General features: G+C 55.7%; 14 protein-coding genes. 8 read left to right on the top strand and 6 right to left on the bottom strand.

Annotation, left to right across the window (positions count from 1 at the left end; translation table 11 throughout):
• Nucleotides 1–120: 120 nt before the first annotated feature.
• Nucleotides 121–3,864, bottom strand: a complete 3,744-nt coding sequence (locus tag B5F80_RS09750) for a phosphoribosylformylglycinamidine synthase (protein ID WP_087478641.1) — start codon at nucleotides 3,862–3,864, stop codon at nucleotides 121–123.
• A gap of 183 nt (nucleotides 3,865–4,047) precedes the next feature.
• Here B5F80_RS09750 and B5F80_RS09755 point away from each other — a divergent pair, with 183 nt between their 5' ends.
• From B5F80_RS09755 to B5F80_RS09765, 3 genes are read left to right on the top strand one after another with little or no spacing between them, the layout of a single operon-like run.
• Nucleotides 4,048–4,623: a xanthine phosphoribosyltransferase gene (locus B5F80_RS09755; protein WP_087478642.1), complete on the top strand. Its 576-nt coding sequence runs from the start codon at nucleotides 4,048–4,050 to the stop codon at nucleotides 4,621–4,623.
• A 50-nt stretch (nucleotides 4,624–4,673) separates the two neighbouring features.
• Nucleotides 4,674–5,285: a hypothetical protein gene (locus B5F80_RS09760; RefSeq protein WP_087478643.1), complete on the top strand. Its 612-nt coding sequence runs from the start codon at nucleotides 4,674–4,676 to the stop codon at nucleotides 5,283–5,285.
• 45 nt (nucleotides 5,286–5,330) lie between these two features.
• On the top strand, nucleotides 5,331–6,539 hold the full coding sequence (locus tag B5F80_RS09765) for an MFS transporter (protein WP_087478644.1): 1,209 nt from the start codon (nucleotides 5,331–5,333) through the stop codon (nucleotides 6,537–6,539).
• A 113-nt stretch (nucleotides 6,540–6,652) separates the two neighbouring features.
• On the opposite strand, the gene B5F80_RS09770 is transcribed toward B5F80_RS09765, so the two are convergent.
• Together B5F80_RS09770 and pepD are read right to left on the bottom strand one after the other, a co-directional pair.
• Nucleotides 6,653–7,840, bottom strand: a complete 1,188-nt coding sequence (locus tag B5F80_RS09770) for a DUF3298 and DUF4163 domain-containing protein (RefSeq protein ID WP_158099979.1) — start codon at nucleotides 7,838–7,840, stop codon at nucleotides 6,653–6,655.
• A gap of 163 nt (nucleotides 7,841–8,003) precedes the next feature.
• Nucleotides 8,004–9,455 carry a beta-Ala-His dipeptidase gene (gene pepD / locus B5F80_RS09775; protein WP_087478646.1) on the bottom strand — a complete coding sequence of 484 codons (1,452 nt, stop codon included), beginning with the start codon at nucleotides 9,453–9,455 and terminating at the stop codon, nucleotides 8,004–8,006.
• Nucleotides 9,456–9,720: 265 nt separating this feature from the next.
• On the opposite strand from pepD, the gene B5F80_RS09780 reads away from it, so the two are divergent.
• Nucleotides 9,721–11,808, top strand: a complete 2,088-nt coding sequence (locus B5F80_RS09780) for an oligopeptide transporter, OPT family (RefSeq protein ID WP_087478647.1) — start codon at nucleotides 9,721–9,723, stop codon at nucleotides 11,806–11,808.
• A 147-nt stretch (nucleotides 11,809–11,955) separates the two neighbouring features.
• On the opposite strand, the gene B5F80_RS09785 is transcribed toward B5F80_RS09780, so the two are convergent.
• Nucleotides 11,956–12,546: a phosphatase PAP2 family protein gene (locus tag B5F80_RS09785; protein ID WP_087478648.1), complete on the bottom strand. Its 591-nt coding sequence runs from the start codon at nucleotides 12,544–12,546 to the stop codon at nucleotides 11,956–11,958.
• Nucleotides 12,547–12,708: 162 nt separating this feature from the next.
• Between B5F80_RS09785 and B5F80_RS09790 the strand changes: the two genes are divergently transcribed.
• Together B5F80_RS09790 and B5F80_RS09795 are read left to right on the top strand one after the other, a co-directional pair.
• The gene (locus tag B5F80_RS09790) at nucleotides 12,709–14,022 is read left to right on the top strand and encodes a Na+/H+ antiporter NhaC family protein (RefSeq protein ID WP_087478649.1); all 1,314 of its coding nucleotides are present in this window, start codon (nucleotides 12,709–12,711) and stop codon (nucleotides 14,020–14,022) included.
• A gap of 77 nt (nucleotides 14,023–14,099) precedes the next feature.
• Nucleotides 14,100–14,498, top strand: a complete 399-nt coding sequence (locus tag B5F80_RS09795) for a YbaN family protein (RefSeq protein WP_087478650.1) — start codon at nucleotides 14,100–14,102, stop codon at nucleotides 14,496–14,498.
• Between the two features lie 2 nt (nucleotides 14,499–14,500).
• Here B5F80_RS09795 and B5F80_RS09800 read toward each other — a convergent pair whose 3' ends face one another.
• The gene (locus tag B5F80_RS09800) at nucleotides 14,501–15,274 is read right to left on the bottom strand and encodes an SDR family NAD(P)-dependent oxidoreductase (protein ID WP_087478651.1); all 774 of its coding nucleotides are present in this window, start codon (nucleotides 15,272–15,274) and stop codon (nucleotides 14,501–14,503) included.
• Nucleotides 15,275–15,535: 261 nt separating this feature from the next.
• Here B5F80_RS09800 and B5F80_RS09805 point away from each other — a divergent pair, with 261 nt between their 5' ends.
• Together B5F80_RS09805 and B5F80_RS09810 are read left to right on the top strand one after the other, a co-directional pair.
• On the top strand, nucleotides 15,536–15,970 hold the full coding sequence (locus B5F80_RS09805; protein ID WP_239386350.1) for a helix-turn-helix domain-containing protein: 435 nt from the start codon (nucleotides 15,536–15,538) through the stop codon (nucleotides 15,968–15,970).
• Between the two features lie 7 nt (nucleotides 15,971–15,977).
• Nucleotides 15,978–16,517, top strand: coding sequence for an IS3 family transposase (locus B5F80_RS09810; RefSeq protein WP_158099980.1), 540 nt, complete (start codon nucleotides 15,978–15,980; stop codon nucleotides 16,515–16,517).
• Nucleotides 16,518–16,587: 70 nt separating this feature from the next.
• Here B5F80_RS09810 and B5F80_RS09815 read toward each other — a convergent pair whose 3' ends face one another.
• Nucleotides 16,588–17,424 carry a Cof-type HAD-IIB family hydrolase gene (locus B5F80_RS09815; protein ID WP_087478653.1) on the bottom strand — a complete coding sequence of 279 codons (837 nt, stop codon included), beginning with the start codon at nucleotides 17,422–17,424 and terminating at the stop codon, nucleotides 16,588–16,590.
• Between the last annotated feature and the right edge of the window lies 1 nt (nucleotide 17,425).

The following is a 17,425-nucleotide window of genomic DNA, read 5'->3' on the forward strand; positions in this document are numbered from 1 at the left end:
TTTTAAGTTTACAATATACTGTTTAAAATTTTATATCAATTTATTTCGCTGATATCATTAAAAATCCCTATCTCACTCCAAGTGAGACAGGGATTTTTATACATTACAGACACAACCTAATTATTTAAAGTACGCTACGCCGGCAGCGAAGATGGGCTGGAGTTTGTTGCCGCTGATGTTTTCGAAGATGTCGTCGGCGCTGAACCGTTCTGTATGGGCCATCTTGCCGAGGACGCGGCCGTCGGGGCTGGTAATGCCTTCGACAGCGAGGACCGACTGGTTCGGGTTGTATTCGCTGTCATAGGTCGCCTTGCCGGACAGGTCGACGTACTGCGTGGCGATCTGGCCTTTGGCGGCTAATTCGCGGATTTGTTCCGGCGAGGCGACGAAGCGGCCTTCGCCGTGGGAAATGGCCACGGTGTGGACGTCGCCGGCCTTGACGTTGCTGAACCAGGGGCTCATGACCGATACGACCTTGGTGTCGACCATGCGGGACAGGTGACGGCCAATGGTATTGTACGTCAGCGTCGGGCTGTCGGCCTTCAAGGGCTGTACGTGGCCGTAGGGCAGGAGGCCCAGCTTAATGAGGGCCTGGAAACCGTTGCAGATGCCGAGGGCTAAGCCGTCGCGCTGATACAGGAGCGATTCGAGGGCTTCCGTAAGGGCAGGGTTGCGGAACAATGTCGCAATGAACTTGCCCGAGCCTTCCGGTTCGTCGCCGGCGCTGAAGCCGCCGGGGAACATGATGATCTGGGCCTGGGCGATGCGCTTGGCCATTTCGTCGATCGATTCGGCCAAGTCCTGCGCCGTGTTGTTGCGCAGGACCATGACGTCCGCTACTGCGCCGGCCCGTTCAAAGGCTTCGGCCGAGTCATATTCGCAGTTCGTGCCCGGGCATACAGGGATGAAGACGCGGGGCTTGCCGAAGGATTCGCTGCGGCGCGGGCCGTAGGTCGTGAACAAGGGCAGCTCGGCGTCGCCTTCACCGCTTTCGCTCTTGATGGGGAATACGCCGTTCAGCGGTTCTTCCCAAGCCTTCTGCAGGTCGGCTAAGGCAATCTTCACATCGCCGATTTCCATGAGGCCGTTGCCGCGGGTCAGGCCGACGCGGCACACGTTGTCGCGGCGAACCCATTCGACGGCGTCGTCCGTATTGGCTTCGACGACAATCGCGCCGTAGCGGAGGTTGAAGAGTTCCTGGGCGCTGAAGGAGCCGTCGATTTCTACGCCGAGGCCATTGCCGAAGGCCATCTGGGCGATAGCCGCAGCGACGCCGCCTTGTCCAACGGCGTGCATCGCCTTAACCTTGCCGGCAACTACGGCTTCGTGGAGGAAATCGCAGTTCGCCTTGAAAGCGTCGAAATCGGGCACGCCTTCACCATCGCGGGGCAGGTCGAAGAGGAGCACGGCGTTGCCGGGCTGTTTAAATTCAGGAGAAACGATATTCTTCGTATGTTCAGGAACGATGGCAAAGGATACGAGGGTCGGCGGAACCGTCAGGTTTTCGAAGGTGCCGCTCATGCTGTCCTTGCCGCCGATGGCCGCGACGCCCATTTCTTTCTGGGCGATATAGGCGCCGAGGAGGGCGCTGACAGGCTGGCCCCAGGCCTTTTCGTTCGTGCCGAGGCTCTGGAAGAATTCCTGCATGGTCAAATAGACCTTCTTGCGGTCGCCGCCGAGAGCCACGAGCTTGGCGATGGACTGGACGACGGCGTAGAGCGCGCCGTGGAAGGGGCTCCAAATTGCCAGATCGGGGTCGTAGCCGTGGGTGAAGATGCTGGCCGTCGTCGTCTTGCCGTTCATGACGGGGATTTTGGCGACCATGCCTTCAACGGGCGTCTTCTGATATTTGCCGCCGAAGGGCATGAGGACCGTGCGGGCGCCGATGGTGCTGTCGAACCGTTCGGCGAGGCCCTGTTCGGAGGCGATGTTGAGCGTACCCATCGTGTCGAGCCACGTTTTGGCGACGTCCGTTACTTCGGGAGCCGTAAAGAAGTCTTTATCTTCCGGAGCCGTGACGAAGGCCTTGCGGCGCTGGGTTACGCCGTTCGTATCGAGGAAGGCTCTCGTGATGTTGACGATATTCTGGCCGCGCCAGTGCATGACGAGGCGTTTTGTGTCCGTCGCAACGGCGACGATGGTCGCTTCGAGGTTTTCTTCTGCAGCGTATTTCATGAATTCGTCGACGTGTTCCGGCGCGACGACGACGGCCATGCGTTCCTGCGACTCGGAAATAGCCAATTCCGTGCCGTCGAGGCCTTCGTATTTCTTCGGAACCTTGTCGAGGTTGATGTCGAGGCCGTCGGTCAATTCGCCGATAGCGACGGAGACGCCGCCGGCGCCGAAGTCATTGCAGCGCTTGATGAGGACCGTCACTTCGTGGCGGCGGAAGAGGCGCTGGATTTTCCGTTCTGTCAGGGCATTGCCCTTCTGGACTTCAGCTCCGCACGTTTCCAGGGATTCGACAGTGTGCTTCTTCGACGAGCCCGTCGCGCCGCCGCAGCCGTCGCGGCCGGTCTTGCCGCCGAGAAGGATGATGATATCGCCGGGGACGGGCGCTTCGCGGACGACGTTGCAGCGCGGCGCTGCGCCGAGGACTGCGCCGATTTCCATGCGCTTGGCTACGAAGCCCTGGTTATAATATTCCTTAACTTCGCCCGTCGCCAAGCCGATCTGGTTGCCGTAGGAGCTATAGCCCTTGGCCGCGCCGGTCGTCAGCGTGCGCTGAGGCAGCTTGCCCTTGAGCGTGTCCTTTACGGCCTGACGGGGATCGCCGGCGCCGGTGACGCGCATAGCCTGGTATACGTAGGAACGGCCGCTCAAGGGGTCGCGGATGCAGCCCCCCAGGCAGGTTGCCGCGCCGCCGAAGGGTTCGATTTCCGTCGGGTGGTTGTGCGTTTCATTTTTAAACAGGAGAAGCCATTCTTCTTCCACGCCGTCGACGTCGACGGGGATGATGATGGTGCAGGCGTTGATTTCGTCCGATTCGTCGAGGTTCTGGAGCTTGCCGGCAGCCTTCAGCTCTTTGACGGCGATAGTCGCCATGTCCATGAGGGTCTGGGGTTTCTTGCGGTTCAGGTTTTCCCGCGTCGTTTTATACGCTTCGTAGGCCCGCTGGATAGGCGCGGTGAACTTGCCGTCTTCAAAGGCGACGTCTGTCAGTTCCGTCATAAATGTCGTATGGCGGCAGTGGTCGGACCAGTACGTATCGATGACGCGGATTTCCGTTACCGTCGGATTCCGCTTTTCTTCTTCGCCGAAATAGGTCTGGCAGAACTTCAGATCGTCAAAGCTCATGGCAAGGCCCATGTGAGCCGACAATTCCTTCAGCGCGGCGTCGTCCATCGTCGTAAAGCCTTCGATGACGGCGACATCTGCCGGCTGTTCCCAGGCCATTTCCAGGGTGTCTACCGGGTCGAGGGACGCTTCGCGGGCTTCGACGGGGTTGATGCAGTAATGCTTGATGGCGGCGACGTCTTCGTCGGATAAGTCTCCTGACAATACGACGACCCGGGCGGTGCGGACGAGGCTGTCGTTCTGCATCGTCAGCATCTGCAGGCACTGCATGGCCGAGTCGGCGCGCTGGTCGTACTGACCGGGCAGGTATTCGATAGCCAGCACCGTGTCGCCTTCTTTGACAGGCAGTTCATCGTATACGGCGTCTACCGGGGGCTCGGAGAAAATCATGGTTTTCGCCGCTTCGAAGGCGGCGTCGTCCAAGCCGGCCACGTCGTAGCGGTGGAATATGTTAATATCGGTCAACCCCTTGATAAGCAGGTTTTCCTGTAAATCAGCAAGCATGCGTTTTGCTTCATCGGCAAACACGCCTTTTTTGGCAACATACAAACGTCGAATAGACTGCATGTCATGACCTCCCTAAAAAGATATACATAATCGAATGCTACCCCTAGTATACCTGTTTTATTTCCATAAGTAAATTAGAAATTCAGCTCTATTATTGACTTGACTGGGGTTTCGTATTAGACTGTTACTATTCTAAACGTGTACGTTTACATTTGACTTTCATAATTACTAGGAGGGTTCGTAATGGACGAATTGAAACAGCGCATCCTGCAGGACGGCATCATCATCGACAACCGTATTTTAAAGATAGACAACTTTTTAAATCAGCAAATCGACACGACGCTCATCAACCACGTCGGCCAGGAATTTGCCCGTCTATTTCAGGATGTCCCTGTAGACCGCATTGTCACCATCGAATCGTCCGGCATCGCCGTAGCCTACGCCGTATCGCTGGCCATGAACAACCGGCCCGTCGTCTTCGCCCGCAAAAAGAAATCGCTCCTGACGAGCGGCGAGCAGTACACGGCGTCGATTTATTCCTATACGAAGGAAGAATCGTATACGGCGTCTATCGGTAAATCCTATCTCCACGCCGGCGAATCCATCCTCATCATCGACGATTTCCTGGCCAGCGGCGCCGCTGCCGTAGGCCTGACCGAGATCGCCGCCCAGGCGGGCTGTTCCGTCGCCGGCATCGGCATCGTCGTCGAAAAGACTTTCCAGGGCGGCCGGCAGACCTTGGAATCCAAAGGCCTGCGCGTCGAATCGCTGGCCCGCATCGCCCGCTTTGAAAACAACGCCCCGGTATTTGCCGATTAAACTCGCTCCCCCCGAATGGAGCCGGCGCATCATAGACAGGAGGTACTGCCATGCGCGCTCAGTTTTTTGACGGCTTCGACTTCGCCGATTTCAAGCTCAGCATCGTCGCCGTCGAACACGTAGAAGATTTTTTCAATATCGAAGAGTTCGGCCTGCATCCCATCATGTACAACGAAGCGTGCCTGCGGGGCTACACGGCTATCTTCGGCTTTAACGACGAGAAAACGCTGACCCTTCACAAGCTGCTGACCAACAACAACGGCATGGAGCCGCCGGCCATTGACGGCGTAAAGCCCGTCCCCTTCAACTCGCCGGCAGGAGACCTGAAGTACGACCTGAATCACGTCATGGACTACTCTGGCTCCATCCTCATCGCCAACGGCTTTATCGACAAGTATTTCGTCCCCTTCGGCTTTCAGCTGCCCCACGCCTTCCGCAAGGTCTACGAGCTGACCTTCCGCCACGGCCTCTTCGTCCGCGTCGAAGACAAATCGGAAGCGGCCCGTATGCTGCGCATCGAGTACGAAGAGCCGGTGACGGCCAAAAAGAAGATGCAGATGCGCGTCGGTTCGTGGATGCGCAAATCGGAAGAATACGGCTTCGACGACGAAACGATCGCCCAGTATATGGATCTGAGCTACGATACGAAGTATCTCTTTTAAAAGCTTCCGTCGGCCCCTGGGGCGTCTTGCAAAGGAGGTCTTGTCGTGCGCGACAGGCTATGGACTAAAGATTTTACCATTGATGTATGCATCAACTTTCTCCTCTACGTCATCATGTACCAGCTCATGCTGTGGTCGACCCAGTTTGCCATCCACACCTGGGATGCGACGGTCAGCGAGGCCGGGCTGGCGTCGGGTATCTTCATCATCGGCGCCTTATCGTCCCGCATTATCACGGGCCATGTCATCGACGCCTTAGGGCGCAAGAAAGCCCTCCTCGTCGGCACGGGCATTTACATGGCGGGGCTCTTATTATATTTCCCCGTTCATTCGCTGACGGCCTTTCTGGTCATCCGCTGCCTCCACGGCGCGGCCTACGGCATATCCGCCACGGCGGCCAGCACCATCGTCGGAGCCATCGTCCCGCCGAAGCGGCGCGGCGAAGGCATCGGCTACTATGCCCTGGGCAACACGCTGGCTTCGGCGGCGGGTCCCTTCTTAGGCATGACCCTGTGCAGCGGCGGAAACTACTACTTGAACGTGTACGTGTGCATCGGCCTGGCCGTGCTGACCTTTGCCTTGGCTGCCGCCATCCATTCGCCGGAGCACGTCTGTACGGCAGCCGACAGGGCAGCCCTCAAATCCCTGCGCTGGGACAGTTTCATTTCCGTACAGGCCCTGCCCATTTCCATCATTTCCTTCTTCTGCGGCATCGGCTATTCTACGGTGCTCAGCTTCATCGGGGCCTATACGAATTCCCTGAATCTGGCCATTGCCGGCAGTATTTTCTTCTGCACCTATTCGGTCACGTCGTTTTTCAGCCGGCCCATTATCGGCCGCTTTCTGGACCACCACGGCGGCGACGCCGTCATGTATCCGACGCTGGCCATCTTAGCCCTGTGCATGGCTGCCGTCGGGCTTGCTGAAAGCAATGCCCTCTTTGCCATCGGCGGCGTCCTCCTCGGCCTCAGCTACAGCACTGTCACCTCGTCCGGACAGGCCCTGGCAATCCACGGCGTGCCGGAAGACCATATCGGCCTGGCTACGTCGACCTTTTTCATCTTCGTCGACCTGGGCGTCGGCGTCGGGCCTTACATGCTGGGCAGCCTCGTGCCGGCCTACGGATTTTCCAGTGTCTACTTCGGAGCCGCCGTCATCGCCCTGGCGGCCATTCCTCTGTACTACGCCCTCATCGGCCGGACCGGCGTGTTCTCGTACAAACAGATGGAACGAATTCGTTCTAAAGAAAGATAAATATACAGATCATGCAGAAACGCTGCCGCGTCAGGAAATTCTCTTGGCGCGGCAGCGTTTTTTACGTCTGCTATATGCGGTTATGCAGCCGGCTTCCTTCTCAGGAGTCAGCGTCAATGCAGCTCGCCGACGGCCGGCTGAATAGAAATCGTAAGAATATCGGGCATCTGGTGCAGGACGGCAATGAGTCCGCTCCCATGCCAGCGGCGGTTGCGGCTTCCGCCTTCAGAAATGTCAGGGTCCAGCGTCGGCTCTGTCCCCATCATGGCCGTGACGTAGCCGGCCCATACCGTAACGTCCTCTGCCGTCACAGGCCGTTCTCCGCCTACAATCCATATGGATACGGCGTCGACGGTCTTATCTCTGCCGCAGATCGTAAACAGGCGGCAAGGCTGTCCATGCAGCATGATTTCGTAGGTTCGGCCGACGAAAAACGTGCAGTCTGCCGACCAGTTTTCCCGGCCGCCGCCAAAGAGATTGGCCGCGTCCTCGTCGTCCATCCCCAGCAGCCCTGTCAATTCGGACAGGCTGTCGACGGCATAGGGCCTGATGATTTCAAATTCCGGCCGTCCCTCGCTGCCCGGAGCGATTTCATAAGCGGAAAAGACGACGACGGGGTTGCCCTTTTCATTGACGTAAAAGGGCGTGTCCTCATCTACGCCCGTAAAGGTCCCGTACGAGGCCCCGCCATTCCAGCGGCGGTCCATCTGCCGCCGGATGCTGACGTCGGCAATCGTCCGATACTCGTCTCCCAAAATATCTTTCAGCGCGACGGTCTGTCCCGTCCGGCAGTCGAAGGTATAGTATTTCGCCCGATAGTGGGCACGGCTCCAGTTGTCTGTTCCCATAATTCTCAGGGATAAGTAGTTGTCTGTCTGCGCCAGGATTTCGTACCTGACGGAAACCGCTATGCCGTGGTCTTTCCATTCCTCTTCGCTGCCGCCTGTTTCCAAAAAGGCCTTACGGTACTGCCGGGCCCAGTCTTCTGCTTCTTCAGCATACTGCTCGCACAAGCGGCGTATGCCGGCGTTTACCTGCTTCTGCCGGGCAGCGGAGACAGAAGGCCCCCAGTGTATTTCAGGAATTTTCACGGAAACAGCGATGTCCCTGTCCTCCTTCTCATAGGCCAAGGCCGTGACTACCTTCGGCGCAGGCAGAAGATCCCCTTCGGCTGCACTGACCGGCAGGACAGCCATACCCGCCGTCAGGGCAGCTGCCGCAGCAGCTTTCATAAGGCAGCCCTGCAGCAAAAAGATGGAACGTCGTCCAAAGCCTCCGTCTTTATTTCGCATAACTTTCATCTCCATCGCCTCCTTAAAAAGTAGTGTCGTTACCTTAAGCATACCCTATGCCATTGATTTCGTAAACGATAAAAAGCTGCTATAAAAAAGTTTCATGGAGGAGGCTGAGTTTTTTTACAAAAAAACTGCCGCACCAGACGATGCGACAGTGTAATGAGTTCGTTTATTTCAATTTCGGCAGCGTACCGGCGATGATGCGGACCAATAAGGCTACCGTATCGAGCTCGAGCGATTCGTCGGCACTGTGGATGGCGTGCGTCGTCGGGCCGACCGATACGATATCGAGATTGGGATTCATGGCGTAGAAATAGCCTGTTTCCAAGCCGCCGTGCATCGCTTCCACCCGGGGAGCATGGCCTGCTTCAGCCGTATATACTTCCGAAATGATGGGCAGAAGCTGGCTACGGGGATTTTCCGTCCATGCCGGTTCAGGCGAGGCGATGTCGACGGTGCAGCCCGTCAGCTCGCCGTATACGGGCAGTACCTGCATGAACTCGCGCAGGCGGGCGTCGGAAGACGAACGGGGGAAATATTGAATGGCAATGCGTTCTTCTTCCGTCCGAATCGTGCCGACGTTGGCCGATAAGTCCGGCAGCTTGGGCAAGGTCTGGTTCATGGCAAACACGCCGCAGTGAAGGATGAGGAGCAGCTGTACGACGGCTTTGGCGTCGTCGGCAGCCAGTACCGTTTCCGGCATGGGACGGTCTTCCATGACGATGGCCGCCGTCTTTTCTACTTCGCCGTACACCAAGTCCAATTCCGCCTTCGCTTCGTCCAGCACGGCCTGCACGGCCGCCGTATCGGCGTTCGGAAGGACGATAAGGGCTTCTGCCGACGACGGGATGGCGTTCGCCGCTACGCCGCCGTCGATAGACGCCAATTCATAGGCGACGCCTGCATCGGTCAAACGGCGCAGCGTATGGGCCAGCGCTTTGATGGCATTGCTCTTGCCGGCATTGATCGTCTCGCCTGAATGGCCGCCGACAAAGTCCTTGGTCATGATGGCGACGGCTTTCGCTCCCTGAGGCTGACGCCGCGTCAAGGTGCGGTAAAAATGCGTATGGACGCTGCCGGCAGAGCCGACGCACAAGACGTCGATGTATTCGGAGTCGCAGTTGAGGACGTATTTGGCGTCCTGCACATATTTCGGGTCTAAATGGGTCGCGCCGGTCATGCCCGTTTCTTCGTCGACCGTAAAGATGAGGCGCAGCGGGCCGTGCTGCACGTCGGGCTGCTGAATCAGGTACAGCGCCACGGCTACGGCAATGCCGTCGTCGGCGCCTAAGCTCGTGCCGTCGGCGCGCAGGATGTTGCCTTCGCGGACCAGCTTGATTTCGCTGGTCAAGGGGTCGTAGTCCACGCCGGGTTTAGCCACGCAGACCATATCCATGTGTCCTTGTACAATGGTCAGCGCCAGGTCCTCGCAGCCCGGCGTAGCCGGTACGTCAGCAATGACATTGTATACGTCGTCCTGTACGACTTGAGTAATCCCTAACTCTCCCAATCGCTTTACGATGTAGTCGCTGACTATTTTTTCATGGCGCGACGGCCGTGGGCATTTGGCAAGGCCGGCAAATTCCTTCAACACGCCTTCGATAATTTCGTTATCTTTCATCACGTAGTTCCTCCTTTAATCGCCTCATAGAGCACGTAAATTCATTACTTTTTATTATACCACGTATGCGCAAGATTTTCGCCTGATTTATCGTTTTACGTTGTATAAAAATCATCAAAAACCGTCTATTTATTCCCGCATATAAAGAAACCTTCCCTTGGCGGGCCGATGTGACGAATCTATAAAAATCTAGTATACTATATGTGAAGAATTGTCATAATATATGGTCAAATCTATCTATACTTTTTTGAAGGAGGTTTCCATCATGGACTCAAAACCAAACATGACGGTAAACTACCCCAACCTGCCTGAATTGACCGTCCGCGGCATGCTCCTCGGCGCGCTGATTACGGTTATCTTCACGGCGTCCAACGTCTATCTGGGGTTAAAGGTCGGCCTGACGTTCTCGTCGTCCATTCCGGCCGCCGTTATTTCCATGGCAATCCTGCGCATGTTCCAGCATTCCAACATCCTGGAAAACAACATGGTCCAGACGCAGGCTTCCGCTGCCGGCACCTTGTCGGCCATCATCTTCATCCTGCCGGGCCTGCTCATGCTCGGCTACTGGCAGGGCTTTCCCTTCTGGGAAACGCTGCTCCTGTGCGCCTGCGGCGGTTCCTTAGGCGTACTGTTTACCATTCCGTTGCGGCGGGCGATGGTCGTCAACAGCGACCTGCCCTATCCGGAAGGCCGGGCCGCCGCTGAAATCCTGAAGGTCGGCAGCGACATCCGCCAGGCCGAAGCAGCTCACGAAGATACGAGCAAGAAGGAAACGGGCATGAAGGATATCGTGTCCGGCACGGCGCTGGCCGGCTTGTTCAGCCTCTGCGCCAACGGCTTCCACATCCTGTCGTCCGAATTCAGCTATTGGATCGCCCTCGGCAAGACGGCGACGACACAGCTGCCCCTGGGCTTTTCCATGGCCCTTCTCGGCGCGGGCTACCTCATCGGCATTGCCAGCGGCATCGCCATCTTAGTCGGCACGCTCCTGGCATGGGTCGTCTTCGTCCCCTATCTGACCAGCGTCATCACGCCGGCTGAAGGCCAGGCTGCAGCCGACTTCGCCAGCCAGATCTGGGCTCAGAAGGTCCGCTTCATCGGCGCCGGCTGCATCGGCATTGCCGCCGTATGGACCCTGATCCGCCTGGCAAAACCGGTTATCGACGGCATTAAGATGTCCATCAGCGCGATCCGCGATAACGATACGGCAGAAAAGAAGGCCCTTCATCACACGGATATCGACATGACGCCGAAATCCATCGCCATCGTCTTCATCGCCATCCTCGTCGGCCTGTTCATCACGTTCTACTCCTTCGTAGGCGCCGCAGGCCTTCCCATGTCCGTCACGATTACTTACATCGTCGTCGGCATCATCGTCGCCGTCCTCATGGGCTTCTTCGTCGCCGCCGCCTGCGGTTACATGGCCGGCTTGATCGGCACTTCGGCCAGCCCGATTTCCGGCATCGGCATTTTGGGTATCATCGTCTCGTCCCTCGTCGTCTTCGCCTTGAGCACGTCCTTCGGCATCTTTGAAACGGCGGAAGGTACGAAATTCGCTACAGCCCTGGCGATCTTCATCACCAGCGTTATCGTCAGCATCGCTGCGATTTCCAATGACAACCTGCAGGACCTCAAGACAGGCTACATCGTAGGCGCTACGCCGTGGAAACAACAGGTAGCCCTCATTCTGGGCTCGGTCATCGGCGCCATCGCCATCGCACCCGTATTGAACCTGCTCTACCAAGCTTACGGCTTCACCGGCGCGCTGCCTCGTGAAAGCATGGACCCGTCGCAGGCGTTGTCGGCTCCGCAGGCAACCCTCATGACGACCATCGCCCAAGGGATTTTCAGCTCCAGCCTCGACTGGGATTACATCCTCTTAGGTATCGGCGTCGGCATTGTGGTCATTATCATCGACTTGCTCCTGACGAAAAATACGAAAGCCCTGGCCCTGCCGCCTCTGGCCGTAGGCATGGGTATTTACTTACCGCCGACCTTGGAAATCCCCTTGGTCATCGGTTCCGTTATTGGCTATTTCGTGCATAAGCATCTCAAGGCCAGAGCAGCTCTCCGCAGCCCGGGCCATGAAGAAGAAGACGTAGAAGCCTGCAATCATCGCGGCGTTCTCTTCGCCTCCGGCCTCATCGTCGGTGAAAGCCTCATGGGCGTCATCATCGCCCTGCTCATCGTCGTTTCCGTCACCTCCGGCGGCAGCGAAAACCCCTTGGCCCTCGTCGGCAAAGACTTCAAGAGCACGGCTGATATCCTCGGCCTCGTATGCTTCATCGGCGCCATCGCCTTGTTCGTCGGTCATATCCTTTCTACGAAGTTCACACCGGAAAAGAAAGATTAAAATTAGATTAGGCGAAAATTAAAATTAGATTAAAAAAGAAATCCCGTTCCAGCCATGCCTTGTCATGGGGGAACGGGATTTTTGCATAAAAATTTTCTTTTCTGACTGTCCGGCAACGCAGCCATATCGCTGAAATTCGGCCGTCCGTTACCATCTTCTGCGCCAGGCGGCCATCGCCCCGGCGAGGCCGTCGTACAGCCAGAGAACGTACGTCGCCGCCTCCTTAGCGGCGGCGCTGCGCCGAATAGCCCAGGCACTGACCGCACCAATGGCAAAACCGCCTACCACGTCGCTGACATAATGAAGGCGGCAGACGACGCGCGAAGCGCCTAATACGACGCTGCCGGCTAAAAAGGGAAAGCCCATCCAGTTCTTTCGGCTCAATAACATGAGGGCTACGGCCATGGAATTCATAGCGTGATTGCTCGGAAAGGACGCGTTTTCCTTATGAGGAATGAGGGAAGATATCCCTCTATGGCGGACAAAGGGACGGGGACGGCTCCAAATGCGCCCGATGACAAACGATGCGGCCGAGCCCAGCCCTACGGAAAACAGGCAGTACAACAAAGTCCGGCGGCGGTACAGGGTGCCGGCCATGCGGCCGGGCCGGAACCACTCGACAAGGCCGTACAAAACGTAGGCCAAGTAGCCGAAGCGGGCAATCCAGGCAAAGGCCATCAGCACAGCCCGGCGATATACGAGCAGCCTGCCAAGGCAGAGAAATATAAAGCGAATCATGGCGCGTCCCCCTTATCGAATCGTCGTTACAGCCTCAGTATATCAAAAATACAAATGTATGCCTAGATTCATCATAAAAGATACGGCGCGGCGAAACGTTGCCATACACTACAAAGAAGATTACACTATAACCAAGACTTACGACAAAGGAGGTTCCCATCGATGGAACTATGGATATTAGCCGCCTTTTCCGCCGCTCTCATCGCCTGCCTGGCGTCAGGGAAATCGTTGATTCTCGCCTTGCTGGCAGGCTTCCTCTTGTTTTTCAGCTACGGCGTAAAAACGGGACATCCCTTTTCAGAAATGGCCCGTCTGGCTGTCTCAGGCGTCAAAACGGCCAAAAACGTCATCGTCACCTTGATTCTCGTCGGCATGCTGACGGCGGCCTGGCGCGTCAGCGGCACTATCCCATATATCGTGTACCATGCGTCCCAATGGTGCGACGACAGCGCCGTCCTCCTGGCGTCGTTTCTGCTGTGCGCCCTCGTATCGGCCCTGACCGGCACGTCCTTCGGCACGGCGGCGACTATCGGCGTCATCTGCATGACCATCGCCAACAGCATGAATATCCCGCCCATGTATTCCGGCGGAGCCATCATGGCCGGCGCCTATTTCGGCGACCGCTGCTCCCCCATGTCGACGAGCGCCCTCCTCGTCGCCGCCATTACGAAGACCGATATCTTTACGAACTGCCGTCTCATGGTCAAGACAGCTATGATCCCGTTCGTCCTGACCTGCGCCGTTTATGCCGCTATGGGCCTGCTGTTTCAAGACGGCAGCGCCCATCACGACGCAGCCGGACTCTTTCGACAGGCCTTTACCCTATCGTGGATTACTCTCATACCGGCGGCCCTGGTCATCATCTTATCGGCACGGCACGTCGATGTGAAGCTCATCATGATCGCCAGTACAGCGGCAGCCGCAGCTATTGCCGTAGGCACACAGCAAATGAATCCCCTCGAAGTCCTGAGGGTCTGCCTGTTGGGATTTCATCCCGCCAATCCGGCCCTGGCCCGCCTGGCGTCTGGCGGCGGAGCTGTTTCCATGACCGATGTCGTCGCCATTATATGCATTTCATCCAGTTACGCCGGCATGTTTTCCGGCACGGGATTTCTCCGTGGCATCCAAGGGCATATGGCCGCCCTGAGCCGACGCGCGACGCCTTTCGGAGCCGTCATTGCGACATCCGTCGCAACCTCTATGGTCTCCTGCAACCAGACCTTAGCTACCATGCTGACACACCAGCTTTGCCAGTCTGTCGAACCCGATCCGCAGCGCTTAGCTATTCACCTGGAAAACACGGTCATCGTCATTTCCGCCCTCGTCCCCTGGTCTATCGCCTGCTCGGCCTTTCTGGCGATTATCGACGCGCCCCTGGCCTCAGTGCCCCTGGCTTGTTACTTATATTTCATCCCCCTTTGGAACTTCCTAACCAGCCGCCCGAAGCAACACCGCCCCCAGTCCAATAGATTATGATTCTCTCTTGACGGCATACGCATCTTTCGATATGATAAAATTGATTTTTATTATCTGTTGAATGGGGTGATTTTCTCATGCCGTCATTTCGTGCCGCTCCTTGGCACCGCATCTTTCAAGCCTGCTGGCTAGCCTTAGGCTTCGCGTCTCTGGCGTTAGGAACTATTGGGATATTCCTTCCTATTTTGCCGACGGTTCCCTTTTATATGCTGACGCTCTTTTGTTTTGCCAAAGGGTCGGCTCGTCTGCATCGCTGGTTTCGGCAGTCGGACTTGTACAAAAGGCATCTGGCAGATTTCCTGGAGATGAAGTCCATGCCGCTAAAAACAAAGGCTGTAATCATGAGTACTGTTACCATTATGATGGCTTTCGCCGTATGGATCATGGACGCTTCATGGCCAGCCAGTCTTGTCGTCGCTATAATTTGGTGCATACATGTATTATATTTTCTCTTCGCCATAAAAACAGAACGCTGAAATCACCCAAACAAGATACGGCTTATCTTCATGACGAGGGCCGACGGCAGCAGCTTCGCGCCGACGCGAATCAGACTGGCAACCCAGCCCGGCGTCGACACGACCTTTCCTTTTTGTAAATCATCCCAGGCGGTCTTCGCTACAAAGGCCGTCGACGACGCAATGGGAAAGCGTCTGAAATAAGGCTGATCTTCCCCTTGTCTGGCAACGGCGATAAATTCCGTATCTCTAATCCAGTAGGGGCATACGACTGTAACGCCGACGCGCCGCGGCGCAAGTTCGACAGACAACGCCCGGCCGTAGCGATACAAAAAGGCCTTGGTCCCGGCGTATACGTTCAGATACGGAATCGGCAGAAAGGCCGCGACAGAGCAGATGAAAGCCACGCGGCTGCCTGCGGCCATATACGGCAAGCAGACTTCAGTCAGCGTCACGGCCGCCGTATCGTTGACTCCTATCATCTGCCGCAATTCAGATAAGGGAATGCTGCCGGCCGCACCGATCTTTCCAAACCCGGCGGCATATATGTAATAGGCGACGACGGGGTTCTCTTTTTCCAGAGCCGACCGAAAGGCCCCTATCGTCATCTCGTCGCTGATGTCTCCGGCAATGATCCGCATCGGCGTTTTTATCCCTTGGCGAAGAGCTTCCAAGCGTTCGGCACGCCGGCTGTTTACCCATATTTCATCGACGCCGCTCCGATCAAGATATGCCGCCAGTTCCCGTCCTAATCCGCTGGACGCGCCCGTTATAATGGCAATGTGCTTCTGTCTCATGTCTTCTGCCTCCCGCTGCTGTGATATGTATATTGTAGCGTGCAGGCGCTGTCTCTTCAATCGATTTCTCCCAATAAAAATCCCCCTCCCATGATATGTACCCTCTTTACTGGACACCCCAGTGAGGAGGGTAATTTTTATGCGTTATTCCTATAAATTTAAGAGAACCTGTGTAGACTTATATCGAAAAGGAAGCTGGCCCCCACCCCCGAAGGACTGAATACCCGGCAATTTCACAAAATGATCCGGGAATGGTTCCGAATGGAAGAGGCACAGGGGCCCGAAGTGTTACGCCCTAAACGCCACCATAAACTGTGGACGCCGGAAGAAAAAATGGAGCTGGTATCCCGTGTACTGGCAGGAAAGTCTTGTAAGTCCACCGCATTAGAAGCTGGCATAAATAAAGGAATGCTCTATCAATGGGTACAAAAATATAATATATTCGGATATAATGGACTAGTACGTAAGAACCAAGGGCGAAAACCAAAAGAGGGAACAAAGATGAAACATAAAACCCAATCTGCGCCATTAACGGAATCAGAGCGGGAAGAACTGATTCGGCTCCGGGCAGAAAATGAATATATTAAAACAGAAATTGCTGTCATAAAAAAAGAGATCGCCTTGAGAGAAGAAAAAAACGCAGCGCAACTCAAGGCGAAAAAGCAGCGCTGGTACAAGACCTCCGGAAAGATATAAAGGAATCGTGGGTCCTATTGCAGATAATATACTTCACCGGGATTTTCATACCACTGCGCCTTTGGAAAAATGGACAACCGATGTATCACAGTTTACCTTTCCTTGGGGAAAATGCTACCTGTCTCCGATTCTGGATATGCATACCAACGAAATTATCTCGTATGACTTAGCGGAAAGCCCGAATCTGGAACAGATACGGCGTATGCTGGAACGGGCATTTACCGTATTCCCCAAGGTAAAGGGACTTATCTTTCACTCTGATCAAGGCTGGCAATACCAGCATGCGTATTTTCAACAAGAACTGAAAGACCATGGGATTATCCAATCCATGTCACGAAAGGGAAACTGCTATGATAACAGCATAATGGAAACCTTTTTCGGAAGGATGAAAACGGAGATGTTTTATGGATATGAAAAAATGTATACATCCTTTGCGGTATTTCGTAACGCGGTAGAAAAGTACATATACTACTACAATTACGAGCGCATTCAAGAAAAAACAAAATGGATGCCTCCTGTACGCTACAGGAATGCATCCATGAAATAAAACGAATGTAATAAATCAATGTGTCCAGAATTCTGGGTACATATCATTCGCTCTGGGAAGGGGGATTTTATTATGCCGGCAATACGGAGGGGAAAAACTGGCGGACGACTTCTACAATGCCGCGCTCGTCGTTGGAACGGCAGGTGACGTAATCGGCAAATTCCTTGACGGCCTGCGGCGCGTTGGCCATGGCCACGCCGACTCCGGCATACCGCAGCATGCCGATGTCATTGTAGCTGTCTCCGCAGCACACGACCTGAGACGGCGAGATATCCAAATGGCAGAACAGCTTTTTAAGGCCCAGCGATTTGTCAACGCGGCACGGCGTCACTTCCAGACAGGACGGTTCCGAATGGAATACTTCCGCCTTGCCAAGATACAATTCCGACAGCAGCGGGTTAAGGGCCTGGAGCTGTTCCGGCTTTCCTGTAAGCAGGCACTGGTAAATCGTCTTGGGAGCGTGCTTTAGAAAATCCTCGTGAAGGACGATAGGCATATGGCTCCACGACGACTCAGCCCGGACATAGGGGTCCGGCTCAGACGCCGTAATGATTTTCCCCTTGCCGTACGTCATGATGCCCAAGCCGTAGCAGCGGGCGTCATACCACAAGGAGCGCAGCGTTTCCTTCGACAGATATTGCTCGTACAGGCAGCGCTTCGTCTTGTACTCTATGACCTTCGAACCATTAAAAGCCACGATATATCCGCCGAACTGCTGCAGACGCAGTTGTCTGGCAATGGGATATACGCCTTCAGGCGGCCGGCCCGACGCCAGGATAAGGCGGATGCCCTGCTTCTGTAATTGAAGCAGGGCATCTTTCGTATCTGGGTCTACGCATTTTTGCGATGTCACCGTCGTCCCGTCTATATCCAGAACGAGGACGTTCGGTACTCCCGTTGCAGCCATG

Source organism: Megasphaera sp. An286, from assembly GCF_002163455.1.
Lineage (GTDB): Bacteria > Bacillota > Negativicutes > Veillonellales > Megasphaeraceae > Megasphaera > Megasphaera stantonii.